We start from the raw sequence: 16,526 nt of genomic DNA on the forward strand, positions 1-16,526 counted from the left end.
GCCTGTGATTCAAAGAAAAGCAACTTCTTTGGTTACCTTTCTTTTGTTGCTTATGACAAAAGAAAGTAACCCGCCGCTTTAGGGGCGGAAGCTTTAGGCGTTTGATCTAGATCTAGATCTTGCTTGAGCGATACGCCGCGAGACCGTTGCAGCGCGGTCGCGGCTTGCGTCGCTCCTACAGAGAGAGGATTCGCAGCGCTTTCTTCTTCGAGCAAGAGCAGCGCTTCAATTCGTCAATGCAGCCGCTTTGGTGGTGGAAGCCTGCAGCATGAGCCGCGACCTGCCCGAGACAACTCAGCCCTTCTTGCCAGCCCGGATCGGCTTCAGCACGCCGTATTTCTCTTTCGACGGCTTGCCCTTGAGCGGCGCGAATTCGAGTTCCGAATCCGGCAGGTGAGTGTCGGGCAAGCGCGACAGCAGGTCCCGGATCAGGGTCAGCCGGCCTTGGCGTTGGTCGTTGAAATCGACCAGGGTCCAGGGTGCGTGCTGGCTGTGGGTGGCCTTGAGCATGGCCTCGCGGGCCCGGGTGTAGTCGTCGTAATGCCTGCGCGCCTGCAGGTCGATCGGCGAAAGTTTCCAGCGCTTGAGCGGGTCTTCCAGGCGTTCGGCGAAGCGTTCTTCCTGCTGTTCCTGGTCGCAGCACAGCCAATACTTGAACAGCAGGATGCCGTCGTCGGTCAGCAGCTTCTCGAACACCGGCGCCTGCTGCAGGAAGGCCTTCACCTGCGCGGGTTTGGCGAAGCCCATGACCTGCTCGACACCAGCGCGGTTGTACCAACTGCGGTCGAACAGGCTGATCTCGCCCGCGCCCGGCAGATGCGATACGTAACGTTGGAAATACCACTGGCCGCTTTCGCGTTCGCTCGGCTTGGGCAGAGCGACGATGTGGCATTGGCGCGGATTGAGGTGGTCGGAGATCGCCCCGATCGCGCCGCCCTTGCCGGCGGTATCGCGGCCTTCCAGCAGCACCACCACGCGGCGGCCGCTGTGTTGCAGCCAACGCGCCATCGCCACCAGTTCCAACTGCAGCGTTTCCAACTGCGCTTCGTAGTCCTTGCGCTTGAGCTTGCTCATCGTTTGTTCTTCTTCGCCGCGGTCTTGCGCGGCGCCGCACTGCGCTGGGTGCCGGCCATGCTGGTGGCGACTTCGAGCAAGGCGCCCTGTTGGCGCGTGTTGAGCGCGCGATAGGCAGCGAGCAGGTCGTGTTCGCCCTGAGTGCGGGCCGGGTCGAGCGTGCTGGCGAGTTCCGACAGCAGCGCGCCCGCCGGCACGCCGAAGGCGCGCGCGAGCGCATCGAGCTGGTCCTTGCCGGGCAGCTTGTCGCCGCGCAGCCAGGCGCTGACCGTGGCGACGCCGGCGCGCGGAATCGCGGTGGCGATGTCGGTGGCGTTGAGGCCGCGGGCCTTGGCCAGCAGGCGCAGGGTGGTGTCGAGCGGCATGCCGATCACTCCTTGAGGCGGGGACGCAGGGTGGCGAGGTTGCACGGCCGGGTGCGCGCGTCGAGCTGGGCGCCGACGATCTTTTCCCAAGCGGTCCGGCAGGCCGAGGTCGAACCCGGCAGGCAGAACAAAAAGGTCGCGTTGGCCAGGCCGGCGAAGGCGCGCGATTGCAGGGTCGAGGTGCCGATTTCGTCGTAGCTGATCGCGCGGAACAGCTCGCCGAAGCCGGGCATTTCCTTGTCGAGCAAGGGCAGCAGGGCCTCGGGCGTGGAGTCGCGGCCGGTGAAGCCGGTGCCGCCGGTGACCAGGATGCCGTCGATGCTGTCGTCGGCGATCCACTGCGACACTGCGGCGCGCAACTTGTAGCGATCGTCGGGCAGCAGCTTGCGCTCGGCGAGGCGATGGCCGGCCTGGGTGAGGGATTGGACGAGATAGTCGCCGGAACTGTCGTCGGCCAGGGTGCGCGAGTCCGAAACGGTCAGCACGCACAGCGAGAGGGGGATGAAATCGCGTTCTGCGGTCATGCGCGCAGCCTAGCGCAAACCGGGTGGGGCTGATCAACTCAGGCCGTTCAAGTCAGGCCTTTCAAGCCAGGCCGTTCAAGTCGGGTCGATCTGATCGAGTGTGTCGGAACGGCTAGCGCGACGGCCCGCGCAGCGGCGTCGGCGCTTCGCCCTTGCGCTGCCTGCGCGCCATCGCCATCGTCATCGCCGCGAAATCGACGGCGAAGCCATCCATGTCGAACAGGCCGCTGTCGCTGCGGCGCGCGGCAAGTTCGTCGCGCAAGGCCTGCAGCGCCGCGGGGTCGTTGCCGAGCGCGATCGCTCGGGCGACGAAGGCCGCGTCGTCGGCTACGTTCATCGACTCCAGGTCGAGGTGGTGGTTGAGGCTGCCGGCCACGCGCGCGGCGAAGGTCGCGCCGGGGCGGGTCAACACCGGGCAACCGGCCCAGATCGCGTCCGAGGCGGTGGTGTGGGCGTTGTAGGGATCGGTATCGAGGAACAGGTCGGCATGGCGCAGCCGCGCCAGGTAGTCGGCATGCGGCTGCTTGCGCATGAACACCAGGCGCTCCGGCGCGATGCCCTGGCGGCTGGCGAAATCGCGCAGGCGCTGGTCGGCGCGGCCTGGGCCGGACAACAGCCACAGCACGCTGCCGGGCACGCCGCGCAGTACCGCAAGTGCGCGCGCGACGCTGCGCGGATTGAGTTTGTAGCTGTTGTTGAAGCAGCAGAACACCACGCCCTGCTCGGGCAGGCCGCATTCGACGCGGCTCGGCGGCGTGGCCGGTTCGCGGGTGGTGTCGGAGGGCTGGAAGCAGCGCGGCAGCCAGGCCACGGTTTCGCTGAAATCGGCGCTCAGCGCTTCCGGCAGTACGTAGCGGTCGGCCAGTATGTAATCGATCCAGGGCGCCGCCGAGGTGCCCGGATAGGCGAGCCAGTTGACCTGCACCGGCGCCGGCCGCATCGCCAACACTTCCGGCGCGCCACCGCCTCCCCAGCCGCGCAGGTCGAACAGCACATCGATGCCGGCGCGGCGGATCGTCGCGGCGACCTGGGCGTGCGGTTGCATGGCGACGTCGTGCAAAGCGTTTGCGGCGGCATGCAGGCGGCGGCGGATGGCGCTGTCGTCGTCGCGGTTGAGGGCGAACAGATGCAGGTCGAGGCCGCCGCGCCGCTGCAGCGCTTCCAGCAAGGCGACGATCAGCAGGCCGGTCGGGTGGGCGCCGAAGCCGTTGGAGAGGAAGCCGACCCGGATCGGTGCCGATGTGTCTTTCTGCGGTGCGGCCGGCAAAGGCCGCACGCTGCCGGCGATCACCGTCGCGCGCAGCGCCGCGCAGCGGCGTTGTTCGGCGGCGCTGGCGTCTTCGCTGAGGAAGGCGAAGGGCTCGACCGAGGCCTGCCCGCGTGCGATCGCGTCGCGGACCTGGCCGGCGAGGGCATCGAGATCGCGCCAGTCGCACAGTTTGCGTCGCCATGCCAGCAGATAGGCGGCCAACTGCGGTTCGCGCGGCGCGAGCGCATAGGCGTGGGCATAGGCCCCAAGCGCGCCTTCGGCATCGCCGACGTCTTCGAGCGCATGCGCCAGCCACACCGCAATGCCGGGGTGCTGCGGCGCGTTGTGCGCGGCCGCGCGCAGGCTGGTCACCGCGTCGTCGCGGCGGCCCTGCATCCATTGCGCCCGGCCCAGGCGGGCGAGCGCCTCGGGGTGGCCCGGCCGCAGGGTCAAGGCGCGTCGCGCCGCCGCTTCGCCGCCGCGCGCATCGCCGGCGTCGAGTTCGTGTTCGGCCAGCATGATCCAGGCCATGGCGTCGCCGGGATTGCGCTGCAGCGCCTGGCGCAGTTCGAGGCGCGGGTCGTTCACGGCGCCGACCTCGCGACGAGGGCGTTCGCGCCGGGTTCGGGCATGCAGCGGTTGCGCATGGCGCGATCAGGCCGCACTGAGCGGCAGGTGGTAGCGCTGGGTGCCGTCGTAGCGTTGCCAGCCCACGCCGTCGTACAAGGCCTGGGCGGTGAGGTTGTCGTGGTCGGTCTCCAGTTCCAGCCGCGCGGCGCCATCGGCGCGGGCGAAACCGGTGGCGGCGTCGAGCAAGGCCTGGGCGACGCCGCGCCGGCGCGCGGCCGGATCGACGAACAGATCGTTGAGCACCCACACGCGTGCGGCGCGGACCGAGGAGAAGGTCGGATACAACTGGGTGAAACCGGCGCCGTCGACGCCGTCCAGCGTAGCGAGCAGCACGACCGAGTCGCCGCGGCTCAGGCGTTCGCCGATGAAGGCGCGCGAGACGCTTTCGTCGTGGCGTTGGGTATAGAAGTACCGGTAATGATCGAACAGCGGAGCCAGCAGGTCGAGATCGTCGAGGTTTGCGCGGCGAACTGAGAGGCTCATGGCAGGCGATCCGGCAGGGGAGGGCGGATTATGGCCGTTGAACGCGCGCGGCGTCATGACTGTGCGGCGCGACTTCGACGAATCGCGCAGCGGCGCACAAGGCGCGGGCGTGACGGGGGCTTTGGCTCAGGCGCTGTGCGCTATATGGCTCCATTCGGGCGCGGTGGCGATGGAGTGGGCGCTTCGATTCGAGTCGGGTCGATCTGAGTCAAAACGATTTGAACCAGGCCGACTGGAACCAGGCCGACTTGAGCCAGGCCGACTTGATTCAGGCCGACTTGAACCAGGCGGCGGCTTCGCTGTGAAAGCATGCCCTCGCTCTAGCCCTCTCCCGCAAGCGGGTCCTCGCCTTAACTCTCTCCCGCAAACTGGAGCGGGGTCGGTCCGTTGTGTGTCGAGAGTTGCCGGGCCGACGGAGGCTTCGTGCTTGCGAGTATCGGTCGCTTGAGCGCCGATGCTCGGACTTGCTCCCTCTCCCGCTGGCGGGAGAGGGCTGGGGTGAGGGCCGCCTCAGCCCGCCGACAAGCGCGCCAGTTCGTCGGCCTGATGCTCGTGGATCAGGCGCCCGATCAGTCCGTCGAGATCGCCGGCGACGATGTTGGGCAGGTCGTACAGGGTCAGGCCTTCGACGCGGTGGTCGGTGATGCGGCCCTGCGGGAAGTTGTAGGTGCGGATGCGCTGGCTGCGGTCGCCGCTGCCGACCTGCAGGCGCCGGTCCTGCGCCTGCGCGGCCGCGGCCTTCGCCGCTGCGGCGTCGGCGAGCATCGCCTGCAGGCGCTTGAGCGCCTTGTCGCGGTTGGCGTGCTGGCTGCGTTCGGTCTGGTTCTCGACCACCACGCCGCTGGGGATGTGGGTGATGCGGATCGCCGATTCGGTCTTGTTGACGTGCTGGCCGCCCGCGCCAGAAGAACGGAAGGTGTCGACCTTCAGGTCGGCCGGGTTGATCTCGATCGGTTCGCCTTCCGGCTCGACCGCGATGATCGCCACCGTGGCCGCCGAAGTGTGGATGCGGCCCTGCGATTCGGTCTCGGGCACGCGCTGGACGCGGTGGGTGCCGGACTCGAACTTGAGCCTGGAATAGGCGCCGCGGCCTTCGACGCGGGCGATGATTTCCTTGTAGCCGCCGTGCTCGCCGGCATTGGACGACTCGATTTCGACTTTCCAGCCCTGGCGTTCGGCGTAGCGCGCATACATGCGGAACAGGTCGCCGGCGAAGATCGCGGCTTCGTCGCCGCCGGTGCCGGCGCGCACTTCCAGGTACAGGTCGCCTTCGTCGCGCGCGTCCTTCGGGATCAGGTGCGCCAGCAGTTCGACGTCGAGCTGTTCCAGGCGCGTCTGCGCGGCGGCGATTTCCTCGTCGGCGAGTTCGCGCAGCTCAGGATCGTTGCGCATCGCTTCGGCGGCGGCCAGATCCGCCTTGGCGCGCGCTTCCTCGGCCAGCGCCACGGCGACTGGTTCGAGTTGGGCGAATTCGCGCGAAAGCTTGCGGAAGCGGTCGTTGTCGCCGATCACGCCGGGGTCGGCGAGCAGGCGCTCGAGTTCTTCGCGGCGTTCGGCCAGGGCTTCGAGCTTGCGGCGCAGGGTGGGGGTCATTGGAGAGCCGGGAATAGGGAGTCGGGAGTCGGAAGCGCATGCGATCAGATCTGGTCGCTAACGGTCGTCCGACGAATCCGCTGTTTCGATTCCCGATTCCCCATTTCCGATTCCCGACCCCACCGCCGGAAACAACTTGTCGGCCGCGCGCGCGAGCTCCGGGTTGCCGCTCAGCGCGGCTTCGCGCAGGGCCACGGTCGGGGCGTGCAGCAGGCGGTTGGTCAGGGTGTGGGCGAGAAAGTTCAGCACCTCCGCCGGGTCCTGCCCGGCGCCCAGTTGCTGGCGCGCTTTCGCCAGCACTTCTTCGCGCGCGGCCTCGCCGTGGTCGCGCAGGCGCTTGATCGGCGCGGTGCGCGTGCTCGCGGCCAGGGTCTCGACGAAACGGGCGACCTGCAGCTCGACGATGGCTTCGGCTTCGGTCGCGGCTTCGCGGCGGCTGCGGCGGTTGTCTTCGATCGCGCGTTCCAGGTCGTCGACGGTGTACAGGAATACGTCTTTCAAACTGGCCACGTCGGCGGCGATGTCGCGCGGCACCGCCAGATCCAACAACAGCATCGGCCGGTGCTTGCGGGTGGCGAGCGCGGCGGCGACCTGGGCGCGGTGCAGGATCGGTTCGCGGCTGGCGGTCGCCGACAGCACGATGTCGGCCTCGCCCAGGTGGCGTTCGAGTTCGCTCAATGGCAGGGCCACGCCGCCGTGGCGGGTGGCGAGGTCCTGAGCGTGGGCGAGGGTGCGGTTCGCGATCAGCAGGCGCTTGGCCTTGGCCTGGACCAGATGCCGCGCCGCCAGTTCGACCGTTTCGCCAGCGCCGACCAGGAGCACGGTCGAGTCTTCCAGGCGTGCGAACGACTCCTGCGCCAGACGCACCGCGGCCGAGGCGACCGACACCGGATTGGCGCCGATGCGGGTGTCGGTGCGTGCGCGCTTGGCGGTCGAGAAGGCCTGCTGGAACAGACGGTCGAGTTGGCTGCCCAGGGTGCCGGCGGCGCGCGCGGTCGCCCAGGCGTCCTTGACCTGGCCGAGGATCTGCGGCTCGCCGAGCACCAGCGAATCGAGCCCGGTCGCGACACGGAACAGGTGGCGCACGGCGTCGGCATCGCGATGGCGATAGAGATAGGCGTGCAGATCGCCGACGTCGTCCGGGTGCGTAGCCAGCCAGTCGGCGAGGGCGCGGCCGTCGTCGTCGGCCACCGCATACAGCTCGGTGCGGTTGCAGGTCGACAGCAACGCCACTTCGCGTACCGGCGCGAGCGCGCGCAGGGCGTCGAGCGCGGTCGTGACGGTGTCGCCGGAAAACGCCACGCGCTCGCGCAGGCTGACCGGCGCGGTCTGATGGTTGATGCCTAGAACGAACAGACTCATCGGTGGGCGCGCTTCGATCCCGGGCGGCGGACGCAGTAAACCGCCGTCGCGGCGACGCAAAAAAGTTTCATGAGGCGGCGTGCGTCGCGGGACATCGGTTCAGGTGCTTGCGATAAGCTGCGGGCTGCTGAAGGCCGCCATTCTACCGGCCCACTGGTCCCGACGTGGTTCTCTACGATTCGATTTGCTCGATCGGTCCAATAGATGGCAACGATGACGGCAGCGACGACTCGGCCGAGGCCGCGCGGCTCGCCTGCGCCGGCCTCGGTTCGCGCCGGCCCGCCGCGCCGCGACGGGGCCTGCAAATCGCGGTTTTGGCCCTGGCCCTAGGCGGCTGGCTCGGCAGCGCCGCCGCCGAGCCGTCGACGCCGGTATCGGCCTCCGCTCTGGCCACGGCCAAGTCCACGATCCAGGCGCGTGCCGCCAAGGACCCGACCGGGGCCTCGCTGGAATCGCTGCTGAGCGGCGAATTCGCCCTCCAGTCCGGCAAGCTGAACGAAGCCGCCGAGGCCTATCTCAAGGCCGCGCGCGCCGCCAACGACGTCGGCCTGGCCGAGCGGGCGACCAGCATCGCCGTGGTCGCCAAGCAGGACGCGCTGGCCGCCGAGGCCCTGGCGCTGTGGCGCAAGCTGGGCGGCAAGGGCACCTCGATCGGCGCCGCCGAAGCGACCCTGTCGCTGCGCCGCGGCGACGACCGCGCCGCATTGCGTCAGCTCAACGCTCTGATGGAGAACGATCCCGAGGCCGGCTGGCGCCAGGCCCTGATCGTGCTGACCACCGGTTCCAAAGACCCGAAGCAGGCCGCGCGCGTGCTCGAGAAACTCGTCGACGGCGGCAAGATCCCGTCCGGCAACCTGATGGCCTGGGTCGCGTTCGGCGGCCTGTCGCAGCGCCTGGACCAGCCCAAGCTCACCGAACGCATCGTCGCCGAAGTGGTCGACCGCTTCCCCGGCGAGCCACGCGTGGCCCTGTTGCGGGTGAGCCAGTTGCGCGAGTCGGGCAAGGACGACGAAGCCCGAAAAATGCTGCAGAGCATCGTCGCGCTGGCCGATCGCGACACCAATCTGCGCGCGCTGATCGCCGAGCAGTACGAAGCGCTCAACGATTTCCAGGCGGTCGCCGCGACCCTGGCGCGCGGTCCGCAGGACGAGCAGACCTATTCGCTGCGCGCGTCCTACCTGGCCCGCGCCGAAGACAAGCCGACCCTGACCAAGCTCTACGACGAATTGCGCGCCAACGCGGCCAAGCCGGACCCGGCGCGGCGCCTGCTGCTGGGCCAGTTGGCCGAATTCCTCGAGCGCTACGAGGAAGCCCTGGGCTGGTACCAGGGCGTGCCTGCCGGGCAACCGCGTTCGATCGCGCGCCTGCGCAGCAGCAACGTCCTGCACAAGCTCAAGCGCAACGACGAGGCCTACGCCAATCTGCGCGCGATCCAGTCCGACGCTTCGACCGGCGATGACGCCCGCCGCGACGCCTACATCGTCGAGGCCAATCTGCGCGGCGAGGACAAGAACGACGCCGGCGAGAACGATGCTTTCGCGCGCGGCCTGGCGGCGTTTCCGGACGAGCCGGAAATCCTTTACGCCCGCGCCCTGAGTTGGGAGCGCCGCGACGATATCGCCCGCGCCGAGGCCGATTTCCGCCGCATCCTGGTCGCCGAGCCCGACAACATCGCCGCGCTCAACGCACTCGGCTACACCTTGGCCGACCGCACCACGCGCTTCCAGGAAGCGCTGGAACTGATCGAGCGCGCGCGCAACGCCGAGCCCGACAACTATGCGATCGTCGACAGCTACGGCTGGGTGCTGTACCGCATCGGCCGCGTCAAGGAGGCCGAAACCGAGCTGCGCCGCGCCCTGACCATGCAGAAGGACGCCGAAATCGCCGCCCATCTCGGCGAGGTGTTGTGGCAGAGCGGCCAGCGCGAGGAAGCCCGCAAATACTTCGAGCAGGCGCGCAAGATCGATCCCGACAATCGCTCGCTGTTGCGCGCGCTGAAGCGGCTCGGCCTGTGAACACGCGTTCGTTCGCTTCGCGTCTTAAGGCGCACCCTGTTTCGTGCCCGGCGAAGTCCGTCGCGGTCGCCGTATTGGTTTTGTTGCTGAGCGCCTGCGCCGGGCAGGGCGTCAGGCGCCCGCCGCCGGAAGTATTGCCGACGGCGGTCGCGGCCGAGCGCGAAGCCGGGCGCATCGCCCGGGTCCGCGCCGACGACGAGTGGTCGCTGACCGGCCGCATCGCCGTGTCCAACGCCGGCAAGGGCGGCAGCGGCCGCATCGAATGGAACCAGCGCGGCGAGCGCTACGAAGTCGCCCTCAGCGCGCCGGTCACCCGGCAGAGCTGGCGCCTTGCCGGCGGCCCCGGCGAAGCGCGTCTGGACGGCCTCGAAGGCGGCCCGCGCGAAGGTGTCGACGCCGCGGCGGTGCTGCACGAGGCCACCGGTTGGGATATTCCGGTCGAGGCTCTGGCCGATTGGCTGCGCGCCTTGCCGGCCGCCGGCGCCGCCGCGCCGCGGATCGTCGCGGGGCCCGACGGCCGCCCGCTTTCGATCGAGCAGGCCGGCTGGACCATCGCCTACGAATGGCCGCTCACCGGCGACCTGCCGTCGCGGTTGGACGCACGCCGCGGCGACGCCCGCGTGCGCCTGATCGTCGACCAGTGGCAGGGCGCGGAGGCCGCGCCGGCGTCCGATGGCGCCGGCCGCTGATCCTGAGCGTTCTTTCCCGACCCTTAACGCCCGACCGATAACGCCCGCCCGAGCTGCGATCCGATCATGTCCGCCCCCCTCTCCGAGCCGACCGCTCCGATCGAGTCGAATTGGTCGATCTGGCCCGCCCCGGCCAAGCTGAACCTGTTCCTGCGCATCACCGGTCGCCGCGCCGACGGCTACCACCTGTTGCAGACCGTGTTCCGCCTGCTCGACTGGGGCGACACGCTCCGCCTGCGCCCGCGCGCGGACGGTCGGGTGATGCGTCACGGCGCCTCGGTGGCCGGCGTGGCCGAGCACGACGACCTCACCGTGCGGGCCGCCTTGCTGCTGCAGAAAGAGTCGAACAGCAGTCAAGGTGCCGACATCGTCATCGAAAAACGCATTCCGGCCGGCGGTGGGTTCGGCGGCGGCTCGTCCGATGCGGCAACCGTCCTGGTCGCCCTGGACGCTTTGTGGGGCACGAACCTCGGTGTGGACCGCCTGGCTGAGCTCGGGCTGCGCCTGGGCGCCGACGTGCCAGTCTTCGTACGCGGTGAGAATGCCTGGGCCGAAGGCGTCGGCGAGGTGCTGCGGCCGGTCGAACTGGCGCCGGCCTGGTATGTCCTGGTCGACCCGGGCGTTCACGCGCCGACCGCGGCCTTGTTTCAATCGTCTGAATTGACGCGGGATGCTGCGCCCGCGACAATGTCGGACTTCGTTTCGGGTAAGCCGCTCGGGAATGCGTTCGAGCCGGTGTTGCGCAAGCGCGAAGCTGCCGTCGAGGCCGCCTTCGCCGCGTTGTCGCAGATCGGTTCGCCACGCCTGACCGGCTCTGGCAGCGGGTGTTTCGTCGAGTTCGCGCAGCGCGAATCCGCCGAGGCAGCGCTGGCGGAACTGCCTTCCGGCCTACGGGCCTGGACGGCGGGCGGTGCAGGGCGTTCCGCGCTGTGTGCCGCACTCGAGGCAAATCTTCCGCAGGGGCGTCGCCAAGAGGCCCAAGGCACCAGGTTTTGATCCTGGCATTCGTAGGTTCGAATCCTACCGCCCCTGCCATCGAATGCTGGGAGTTGGGAATCGTGGATTCCCCACTCCCCAATCATCACCAGCCGCCACGGTCAGAGCGAAGCGGAGAAGACAGTGCAAAACGATCGCAACCTGCTGGTATTCAGCGGTAATGCCAACCGTCCGCTTGCCGAAGCGGTGTGCAAGGAGCTCGGCATCCGGCTCGGCAAGGCGCTCGTCGGGCGTTTCTCCGACGGCGAAGTGCAGGTCGAGATCGAAGAGAACGTGCGCCGTCAGGAAGTGTTCGTCATTCAGTCGACGAACGCGCCGACCGCCGAGAACTTCATGGAGCTGCTGGTCCTGATCGACGCGCTCAAGCGCGCATCGGTGGCCAACGTGACCGCGGTGGTGCCGTACTTCGGTTACGCCCGCCAGGATCGCCGCCCGCGCTCCTCGCGCGTGCCGATCACCGCCAAGGTCGCGGCCAAAATGTTCGGCGCCGTCGGTGCCGACCGGGTGCTCACGGTCGATCTGCATGCCGACCAGATCCAGGGCTTCTTCGACATTCCGGTCGACAACGTCTACGCCTCGCCGTTGCTGCTCGCCGACATCTGGCGCGCACACGGCACCGACAACCTGATCGTGGTGTCGCCCGACGTCGGCGGCGTGGTCCGCGCCCGCGCGATCGCCAAGCGCCTCGACGACGCCGACCTGGCGATCATCGACAAGCGCCGTCCGCGCGCCAACGTCGCCACGGTGATGAACATCATCGGCGACGTGTCGGGCAAGACCTGCGTCTTGGTCGACGACATCGTCGACACCGCCGGCACCCTGTGCGCCGCCGCGGCCGCGTTGAAGGCGCAGGGCGCGCAGAAAGTCGTCGCCTACTGTACCCACCCGGTGCTGTCGGGCGCGGCGATCGACAACGTAATGAAGTCGCAGTTGGACGAGCTGGTGGTGACCGACACCATTCCGCTGACCGCCGCGGCCCGCGCCACCGGCCGCATCCGCCAGCTCAGCGTCGCCGAGCTGCTGGCCGAGACGATCCGCCGCATCGCCTTCGGCGAGTCGGTCAGCTCGTTGTACGTGGATTGATCAATTCGGGAGTCGGGAATGGGGAATGGGGAATCGTAAAAAGCAGCGCCGCGGCATGCGCTTCTACCGATTCTCGATTCCCCATTTCCGATTCCCAGCTCCAAAGACTCATCTGGTCGCGGATGAGTCTCCAAATCGCCGCGAGGCGATCCTAACGCTGTAAAAGTGAGTAAACGACAATGTCCGAACACATCATCAAGGCCACTGGCCGCAACGTCGAGGGGAAGGGTGCGAGCCGCCGCCTGCGTCGTGCCGCCAGCATCCCGGCCATCATCTACGGCGGCAAGGCTACGCCGCAGCCGATCCAGCTCGATCACGAGAAAGTGTGGCTGGCCAGCCAGCACGAGTGGTTCTACTCCTCGATCCTGACCCTCGATGTCGACGGCAAGAGCGAGAGCGTGCTGCTGCGCGATATGCAGCGCCACCCGTACAAGCAGATCATCATGCACCTGGACTTCCAGCGCGTGGACGAGAACCAGGCCATCCGCGTCGCGGTGCCGCTGCACTTCCTCAACGAAGACAAGTCGCCGGCCGGCAAGGCCGCGGACGTCGTCGTGACCCACGAGCTCAACGAAGTCGAAATCAGCTGCCTGCCGAAGGACCTGCCGGAGTTCCTCGAGATCGACCTGTCCAAGCTCGCCGTCGGCGACATCGTCCACCTCTCGGAGCTCAAGCTGCCGAAGGGCGTCGAGATCCCCGAGCTGAAGCTGGGCAAGGAACACGACGTCGCCGTCGTGATCGCCAAGCACGGCAAGGAAGAGGCCGAGGAAGCCGCCGAGGCGCCGGTCGCCGAAGTGCCGGCCGCCAAGGTCGCCAAGAAGGACGAAGACAAGAAGTGATCGTGGACCGGCGCGCCCTGATCGGCGCGCCGGTTTGCGTACACGGATAGTCTTACGCGATGGCAGATCTGCGCCTGATCGTCGGCCTCGGCAACCCGGGGTCGGAACACACCCGGACCCGGCACAATGCCGGGTTCTGGTTTGTGGACGCCCTGAACGAAAAGTTCGGCGGCCGGTTCGGTCTGGAGTCCAAATTGTTCGGCGAAACCTCGAAGATCGAGATCGCCGGGCGCCCGGTCTGGCTGCTCAAGCCGGCCACGTTCATGAACCTGTCGGGCAAGTCGGTCACCGCGGCCCTGCGTTACTGGAAGATCGAGCCCGAGGAAGCGCTGCTGGCGCACGACGAGCTCGATCTCGCGCCCGGCACGGCCCGGCTCAAGTTCGACGGCGGCCACGGCGGCCAGAACGGCTTGCGCGACACCATCCAACTGCTCGGTCACGGCAAGTTCCACCGCCTGCGCATCGGCATCGGCCATCCCGGCCACAAGGACAAGGTCACTCCCTGGGTGCTAGGACGTCCCGGCAAGGCCGACGAGGCGACGATCCTGCGCGCGATCGACGACGCCATCGAGGTCATGCCGCTGGCGGTGCAGGGCAACCTGATGGACGCCATGACCCGCCTGCACACGCCCAAGTCGTGAATGGGGAATGGGGAATCGGGAATCGTCAGAGCCCGCTTTCCCATTCCCGATTCTCGATTCTCTATTCCCGGATTACGAAGCCATGGGTATCAAATGCGGCATCGTCGGCCTGCCCAACGTGGGCAAGTCGACCCTTTTCAACGCCCTGACCAAGGCTGGGATCGCCGCGGCGAACTTCCCGTTCTGCACGATCGAGCCGAACGTCGGCGCCGTGCCGGTGCCGGATCCGCGCCTGAACGCGCTGGCCGAGATCGTCAAGCCGCAGAAGCTGCTGCCGACCGCGGTCGAATTCGTCGACATCGCCGGCCTGGTCGCCGGCGCCGCTAGCGGGCAGGGCCTGGGCAACAAGTTCCTCGCCCACATCCGCGAAGTCGACGCCATCACCCACGTGGTGCGCTGCTTCGAGAATCCGGACGTCATCCACGTCAACAACAAGGTCGATCCGATCGCCGATATCGAGACCATCGATACCGAGCTGGCGCTGGCCGACCTGGAAAGCGTCGAGAAGGCCTACCAGCGCGCCGAGCGCTCGGCCAAGACCGGCGACAAGGAAGCGATCGTGCGCAAGGAGGTCCTCGGCCGCGTGCGCGAGGGCCTGGACGCCGGCAAGCCGGCGCGCGCGCTGAGCCTGTCCGAGGACGACAAGGCCGCGCTGCGCGATCTGTTCCTGCTCACCCTCAAGCCGGTGATGTACGTCGCCAACGTGCTCGAGGACGGTTTCGAGAACAACCCGCACCTGGACGCGGTGCGCGAGCGCGCCAAGCTCGAGGGCGCCCAGGTCGTGCCGGTTTCGGCCGCGATCGAGGAAGAGCTGAGTCAGCTCGACGACGCCGACCGCGACACCTTCCTGGCCGACCTCGGCCTGGCCGAGCCGGGCCTCAACCGGGTCATCCGCGCCGGTTACGAGCTGCTGGGCCTGCAGACCTATTTCACCGCCGGGGTCAAGGAAGTGCGCGCCTGGACGGTCAAGGCCGGCTCGACCGCGCCGCAGGCCGCCGCGGTGATCCACACCGACTTCGAGAAGGGCTTCATCCGCGCCGAAACCATCTCCTACGACGATTTCATCAAGTACAAGGGCGAGGCCGGGGCCCGCGATGCCGGGCGTCTGCGCCTGGAAGGCAAGGAATATCGCGTCCAAGAGGGCGATGTACTGCACTTCCGGTTCAATGTCTGAGTACACTATGCGGCCGTTTCGGGGTCGCCTGGCAGCCGGTTCGGCCGTCGCGAGTAGATTCCGAAAAAAGTTGTACGAAAACGCGTTGACTTCCTGAAGAACGCGCGCCAGAATTACGGGCTCTTTTGGAGGGATACCCAAGCGGCCAACGGGGGCAGACTGTAAATCTGCTGGCTTACGCCTTCGGTGGTTCGAATCCACCTCCCTCCACCAGTTTCATCGCGACAGGCTACGGTTCGTCGGTTTTTTTGAGTTCGACGGATTCTGGCGCGGCAGGCACTAGTGGAATCAAGCAACGACGATCTCGCTTTCAAGGGTGTCGGCGGTGCGGGTTTCAGATTAAAGTTCCAACGCTGTAATGGCTGTACGCGGCGCGGGAGTAGTTCAATGGTTAGAGCCTCAGCCTTCCAAGCTGATAATGCGGGTTCGAATCCCGTCTCCCGCTCCATTGAACGGCTTCGTCGGCGGTAAGGTTGAATTCGCCCGCGTCGGTCCCATTGCAGTTAAAGCCCGCGCAGGCGGGTCGCAACACCCAGGTTTCACGCTCACGTAGCTCAGTCGGTAGAGCACCTCCTTGGTAAGGAGGAGGTCGAAGGTTCGATTCCTTTCGTGAGCACCATCCAAAGCAAGACAAGGCTGCTTTACCAACAGCCGCCGCGACATACAGACCCACAAACGAGAAGCGACAGCCATGGCTAAGGGTAAATTCGAGCGCACCAAGCCGCACGTGAACGTCGGCACGATCGGCCACGTTGACCACGGCAAGACGACGCTGACGGCGGCGCTGACGAAGGTGGGCGCCGAGCGTTTCGGTGGCGAGTTCAAGGCATACGACGCGATCGACGCGGCGCCGGAAGAAAAGGCGCGCGGCATCACGATCTCGACGGCGCACGTGGAATACGAATCGGCGACGCGTCACTACGCGCACGTCGACTGCCCGGGCCACGCCGACTACGTGAAGAACATGATCACGGGCGCGGCGCAGATGGACGGCGCGATCCTGGTGTGCTCGGCCGCTGACGGCCCGATGCCGCAGACCCGCGAACACATCCTGCTGTCGCGCCAGGTCGGCGTGCCGTACATCGTCGTGTTCCTGAACAAGGCCGACATGGTGGACGACGCCGAGCTGCTCGAGCTGGTCGAGATGGAAGTGCGCGAGCTGCTGAGCAAGTACGAGTTCCCGGGCGACGACACCCCGATCATCCACGGCTCGGCCCGTCTGGCGCTGGAAGGCGATCAGAGCGAAATCGGCGTGCCGTCGATCCTGCGTCTGGTCGAAGCGCTGGACAGCTTCATCCCGCAGCCGGAGCGCGACGTCGACAAGCCGTTCCTGATGCCGGTGGAAGACGTGTTCTCGATCTCGGGCCGCGGCACCGTGGTGACCGGCCGTATCGAGCGCGGCATCGTGAAGGTCGGTGACGAAATCGAAATCGTCGGTATCCGTCCGACCCAGAAGACGACGGTCACGGGCGTGGAAATGTTCCGCAAGCTGCTCGACCAGGGTCAGGCGGGCGACAACGCCGGTCTGCTGCTGCGCGGCACCAAGCGCGACGACGTCGAGCGCGGCCAGGTGCTGTGCAAGCCGGGTTCGATCAAGCCGCACACCGACTTCGAAGCCGAAGTCTATGTGCTGTCGAAGGACGAAGGCGGCCGTCACACCCCGTTCTTCAAGGGCTACCGTCCGCAGTTCTACTTCCGCACCACCGACATCACCGGCGCTTGCGAGCTGCCGGAGGGCGTCGAGATGGTGATGCCGGGCGACAACGTGAAGATGGTCGTCACGCTGATCAACCCGGTGGCGATGGACGA

16 protein-coding genes and 4 tRNA genes are annotated in these 16,526 nt (G+C 67.4%); 13 read left to right on the forward strand and 7 right to left on the reverse strand.

The window, feature by feature from the left end; genetic code table 11:
- Nucleotides 1–294: 294 nt before the first annotated feature.
- From ppk2 to ACTJJK_RS18555, 5 genes are all read right to left on the reverse strand, one after another.
- Nucleotides 295–1,074, reverse strand: a complete 780-nt coding sequence (ppk2, locus tag ACTJJK_RS18535) for a polyphosphate kinase 2 (protein ID WP_440730917.1) — start codon at nt 1,072–1,074, stop codon at nt 295–297.
- On the reverse strand, nt 1,071–1,439 hold the full coding sequence (locus tag ACTJJK_RS18540; protein ID WP_223620332.1) for a helix-turn-helix domain-containing protein: 369 nt from the start codon (nt 1,437–1,439) through the stop codon (nt 1,071–1,073). Before ACTJJK_RS18540 ends, ppk2 begins: the two co-directional genes overlap by 4 nt.
- Nucleotides 1,440–1,444: 5 nt before the next feature.
- A complete protein-coding gene (moaB, locus tag ACTJJK_RS18545; RefSeq protein ID WP_031373742.1) occupies nt 1,445–1,963 on the reverse strand; it encodes a molybdenum cofactor biosynthesis protein B in 519 nt (172 codons plus the stop codon).
- Nucleotides 1,964–2,075: 112 nt separating this feature from the next.
- Complete coding sequence (locus ACTJJK_RS18550; RefSeq protein ID WP_440730922.1) at nt 2,076–3,743, reverse strand: O-linked N-acetylglucosamine transferase, SPINDLY family protein; 1,668 nt, start codon at nt 3,741–3,743, stop codon at nt 2,076–2,078.
- Nucleotides 3,744–3,866: 123 nt separating this feature from the next.
- Nucleotides 3,867–4,325, reverse strand: coding sequence for a GNAT family N-acetyltransferase (locus tag ACTJJK_RS18555; RefSeq protein ID WP_223620333.1), 459 nt, complete (start codon nt 4,323–4,325; stop codon nt 3,867–3,869).
- 203 nt (nt 4,326–4,528) lie between these two features.
- Between ACTJJK_RS18555 and ACTJJK_RS18560 the strand changes: the two genes are divergently transcribed.
- A complete protein-coding gene (locus tag ACTJJK_RS18560; protein ID WP_440730923.1) occupies nt 4,529–4,630 on the forward strand; it encodes a pentapeptide repeat-containing protein in 102 nt (33 codons plus the stop codon).
- Nucleotides 4,631–4,835: 205 nt separating this feature from the next.
- Here ACTJJK_RS18560 and prfA read toward each other — a convergent pair whose 3' ends face one another.
- Nucleotides 4,836–5,918: a peptide chain release factor 1 gene (prfA, locus tag ACTJJK_RS18565; RefSeq protein WP_031373745.1), complete on the reverse strand. Its 1,083-nt coding sequence runs from the start codon at nt 5,916–5,918 to the stop codon at nt 4,836–4,838.
- A gap of 57 nt (nt 5,919–5,975) precedes the next feature.
- Nucleotides 5,976–7,280: a glutamyl-tRNA reductase gene (gene hemA / locus ACTJJK_RS18570; RefSeq protein WP_223620334.1), complete on the reverse strand. Its 1,305-nt coding sequence runs from the start codon at nt 7,278–7,280 to the stop codon at nt 5,976–5,978.
- A gap of 320 nt (nt 7,281–7,600) precedes the next feature.
- On the opposite strand from hemA, the gene ACTJJK_RS18575 reads away from it, so the two are divergent.
- The 12 genes from ACTJJK_RS18575 to tuf form a co-directional block, all read left to right on the forward strand.
- Nucleotides 7,601–9,295: a tetratricopeptide repeat protein gene (locus ACTJJK_RS18575; protein ID WP_440730924.1), complete on the forward strand. Its 1,695-nt coding sequence runs from the start codon at nt 7,601–7,603 to the stop codon at nt 9,293–9,295.
- A gap of 74 nt (nt 9,296–9,369) precedes the next feature.
- On the forward strand, nt 9,370–9,984 hold the full coding sequence (lolB, locus tag ACTJJK_RS18580; protein ID WP_440730918.1) for a lipoprotein insertase outer membrane protein LolB: 615 nt from the start codon (nt 9,370–9,372) through the stop codon (nt 9,982–9,984).
- A gap of 66 nt (nt 9,985–10,050) precedes the next feature.
- Nucleotides 10,051–10,980, forward strand: coding sequence for a 4-(cytidine 5'-diphospho)-2-C-methyl-D-erythritol kinase (gene ispE, locus ACTJJK_RS18585; protein ID WP_440730919.1), 930 nt, complete (start codon nt 10,051–10,053; stop codon nt 10,978–10,980).
- Nucleotides 10,943–11,019, forward strand: a tRNA-Gln gene (locus ACTJJK_RS18590). The genes ispE and ACTJJK_RS18590 overlap by 38 nt, the downstream gene beginning before the upstream one ends.
- Before the next feature lie 84 nt (nt 11,020–11,103).
- Nucleotides 11,104–12,063 carry a ribose-phosphate diphosphokinase gene (locus ACTJJK_RS18595; RefSeq protein WP_031373749.1) on the forward strand — a complete coding sequence of 320 codons (960 nt, stop codon included), beginning with the start codon at nt 11,104–11,106 and terminating at the stop codon, nt 12,061–12,063.
- A 179-nt stretch (nt 12,064–12,242) separates the two neighbouring features.
- The gene (locus tag ACTJJK_RS18600; protein WP_031373750.1) at nt 12,243–12,902 is read left to right on the forward strand and encodes a 50S ribosomal protein L25/general stress protein Ctc; all 660 of its coding nucleotides are present in this window, start codon (nt 12,243–12,245) and stop codon (nt 12,900–12,902) included.
- Between the two features lie 59 nt (nt 12,903–12,961).
- Nucleotides 12,962–13,543, forward strand: coding sequence for an aminoacyl-tRNA hydrolase (gene pth / locus ACTJJK_RS18605; RefSeq protein ID WP_031373751.1), 582 nt, complete (start codon nt 12,962–12,964; stop codon nt 13,541–13,543).
- 82 nt (nt 13,544–13,625) lie between these two features.
- Nucleotides 13,626–14,717, forward strand: coding sequence for a redox-regulated ATPase YchF (ychF, locus tag ACTJJK_RS18610; RefSeq protein WP_031373752.1), 1,092 nt, complete (start codon nt 13,626–13,628; stop codon nt 14,715–14,717).
- Nucleotides 14,718–14,844: 127 nt separating this feature from the next.
- A tRNA-Tyr gene (locus ACTJJK_RS18615) sits at nt 14,845–14,930 on the forward strand.
- Between the two features lie 160 nt (nt 14,931–15,090).
- Nucleotides 15,091–15,165: transfer RNA gene (locus ACTJJK_RS18620), tRNA-Gly, on the forward strand.
- A 95-nt stretch (nt 15,166–15,260) separates the two neighbouring features.
- Nucleotides 15,261–15,336, forward strand: a tRNA-Thr gene (locus ACTJJK_RS18625).
- A gap of 72 nt (nt 15,337–15,408) precedes the next feature.
- Nucleotides 15,409–16,526, forward strand: a 1,118-nt coding sequence (tuf, locus tag ACTJJK_RS18630) for an elongation factor Tu (protein ID WP_440730920.1), incomplete at its 3' end; no start/stop codon positions are given.

Origin of the sequence: Lysobacter sp. 22409 (genome assembly GCF_052045105.1) — a bacterium.
GTDB classification, from domain to species: domain Bacteria; phylum Pseudomonadota; class Gammaproteobacteria; order Xanthomonadales; family Xanthomonadaceae; genus Lysobacter; species Lysobacter antibioticus_B.

Excerpts from the sequence above, each read along its gene's own strand:
- ACTJJK_RS18550 (WP_440730922.1), bottom strand. The coding sequence starts at position 3,743 with ATGGCCTGGATCATGCTGGCCGAACACGAACTCGACGCCGGCGATGCG.
- ispE (WP_440730919.1), top strand. The coding sequence starts at position 10,051 with ATGTCCGCCCCCCTCTCCGAGCCGACCGCTCCGATCGAGTCGAATTGG.
- hemA (WP_223620334.1), bottom strand. The coding sequence starts at position 7,280 with ATGAGTCTGTTCGTTCTAGGCATCAACCATCAGACCGCGCCGGTCAGC.
- ACTJJK_RS18540 (WP_223620332.1), bottom strand. The coding sequence starts at position 1,439 with ATGCCGCTCGACACCACCCTGCGCCTGCTGGCCAAGGCCCGCGGCCTC.
- ACTJJK_RS18600 (WP_031373750.1), top strand. The coding sequence starts at position 12,243 with ATGTCCGAACACATCATCAAGGCCACTGGCCGCAACGTCGAGGGGAAG.
- ychF (WP_031373752.1), top strand. The coding sequence starts at position 13,626 with ATGGGTATCAAATGCGGCATCGTCGGCCTGCCCAACGTGGGCAAGTCG.
- moaB (WP_031373742.1), bottom strand. The coding sequence starts at position 1,963 with ATGACCGCAGAACGCGATTTCATCCCCCTCTCGCTGTGCGTGCTGACC.
- pth (WP_031373751.1), top strand. The coding sequence starts at position 12,962 with ATGGCAGATCTGCGCCTGATCGTCGGCCTCGGCAACCCGGGGTCGGAA.
- ppk2 (WP_440730917.1), bottom strand. The coding sequence starts at position 1,074 with ATGAGCAAGCTCAAGCGCAAGGACTACGAAGCGCAGTTGGAAACGCTG.
- ACTJJK_RS18555 (WP_223620333.1), bottom strand. The coding sequence starts at position 4,325 with ATGAGCCTCTCAGTTCGCCGCGCAAACCTCGACGATCTCGACCTGCTG.
- prfA (WP_031373745.1), bottom strand. The coding sequence starts at position 5,918 with ATGACCCCCACCCTGCGCCGCAAGCTCGAAGCCCTGGCCGAACGCCGC.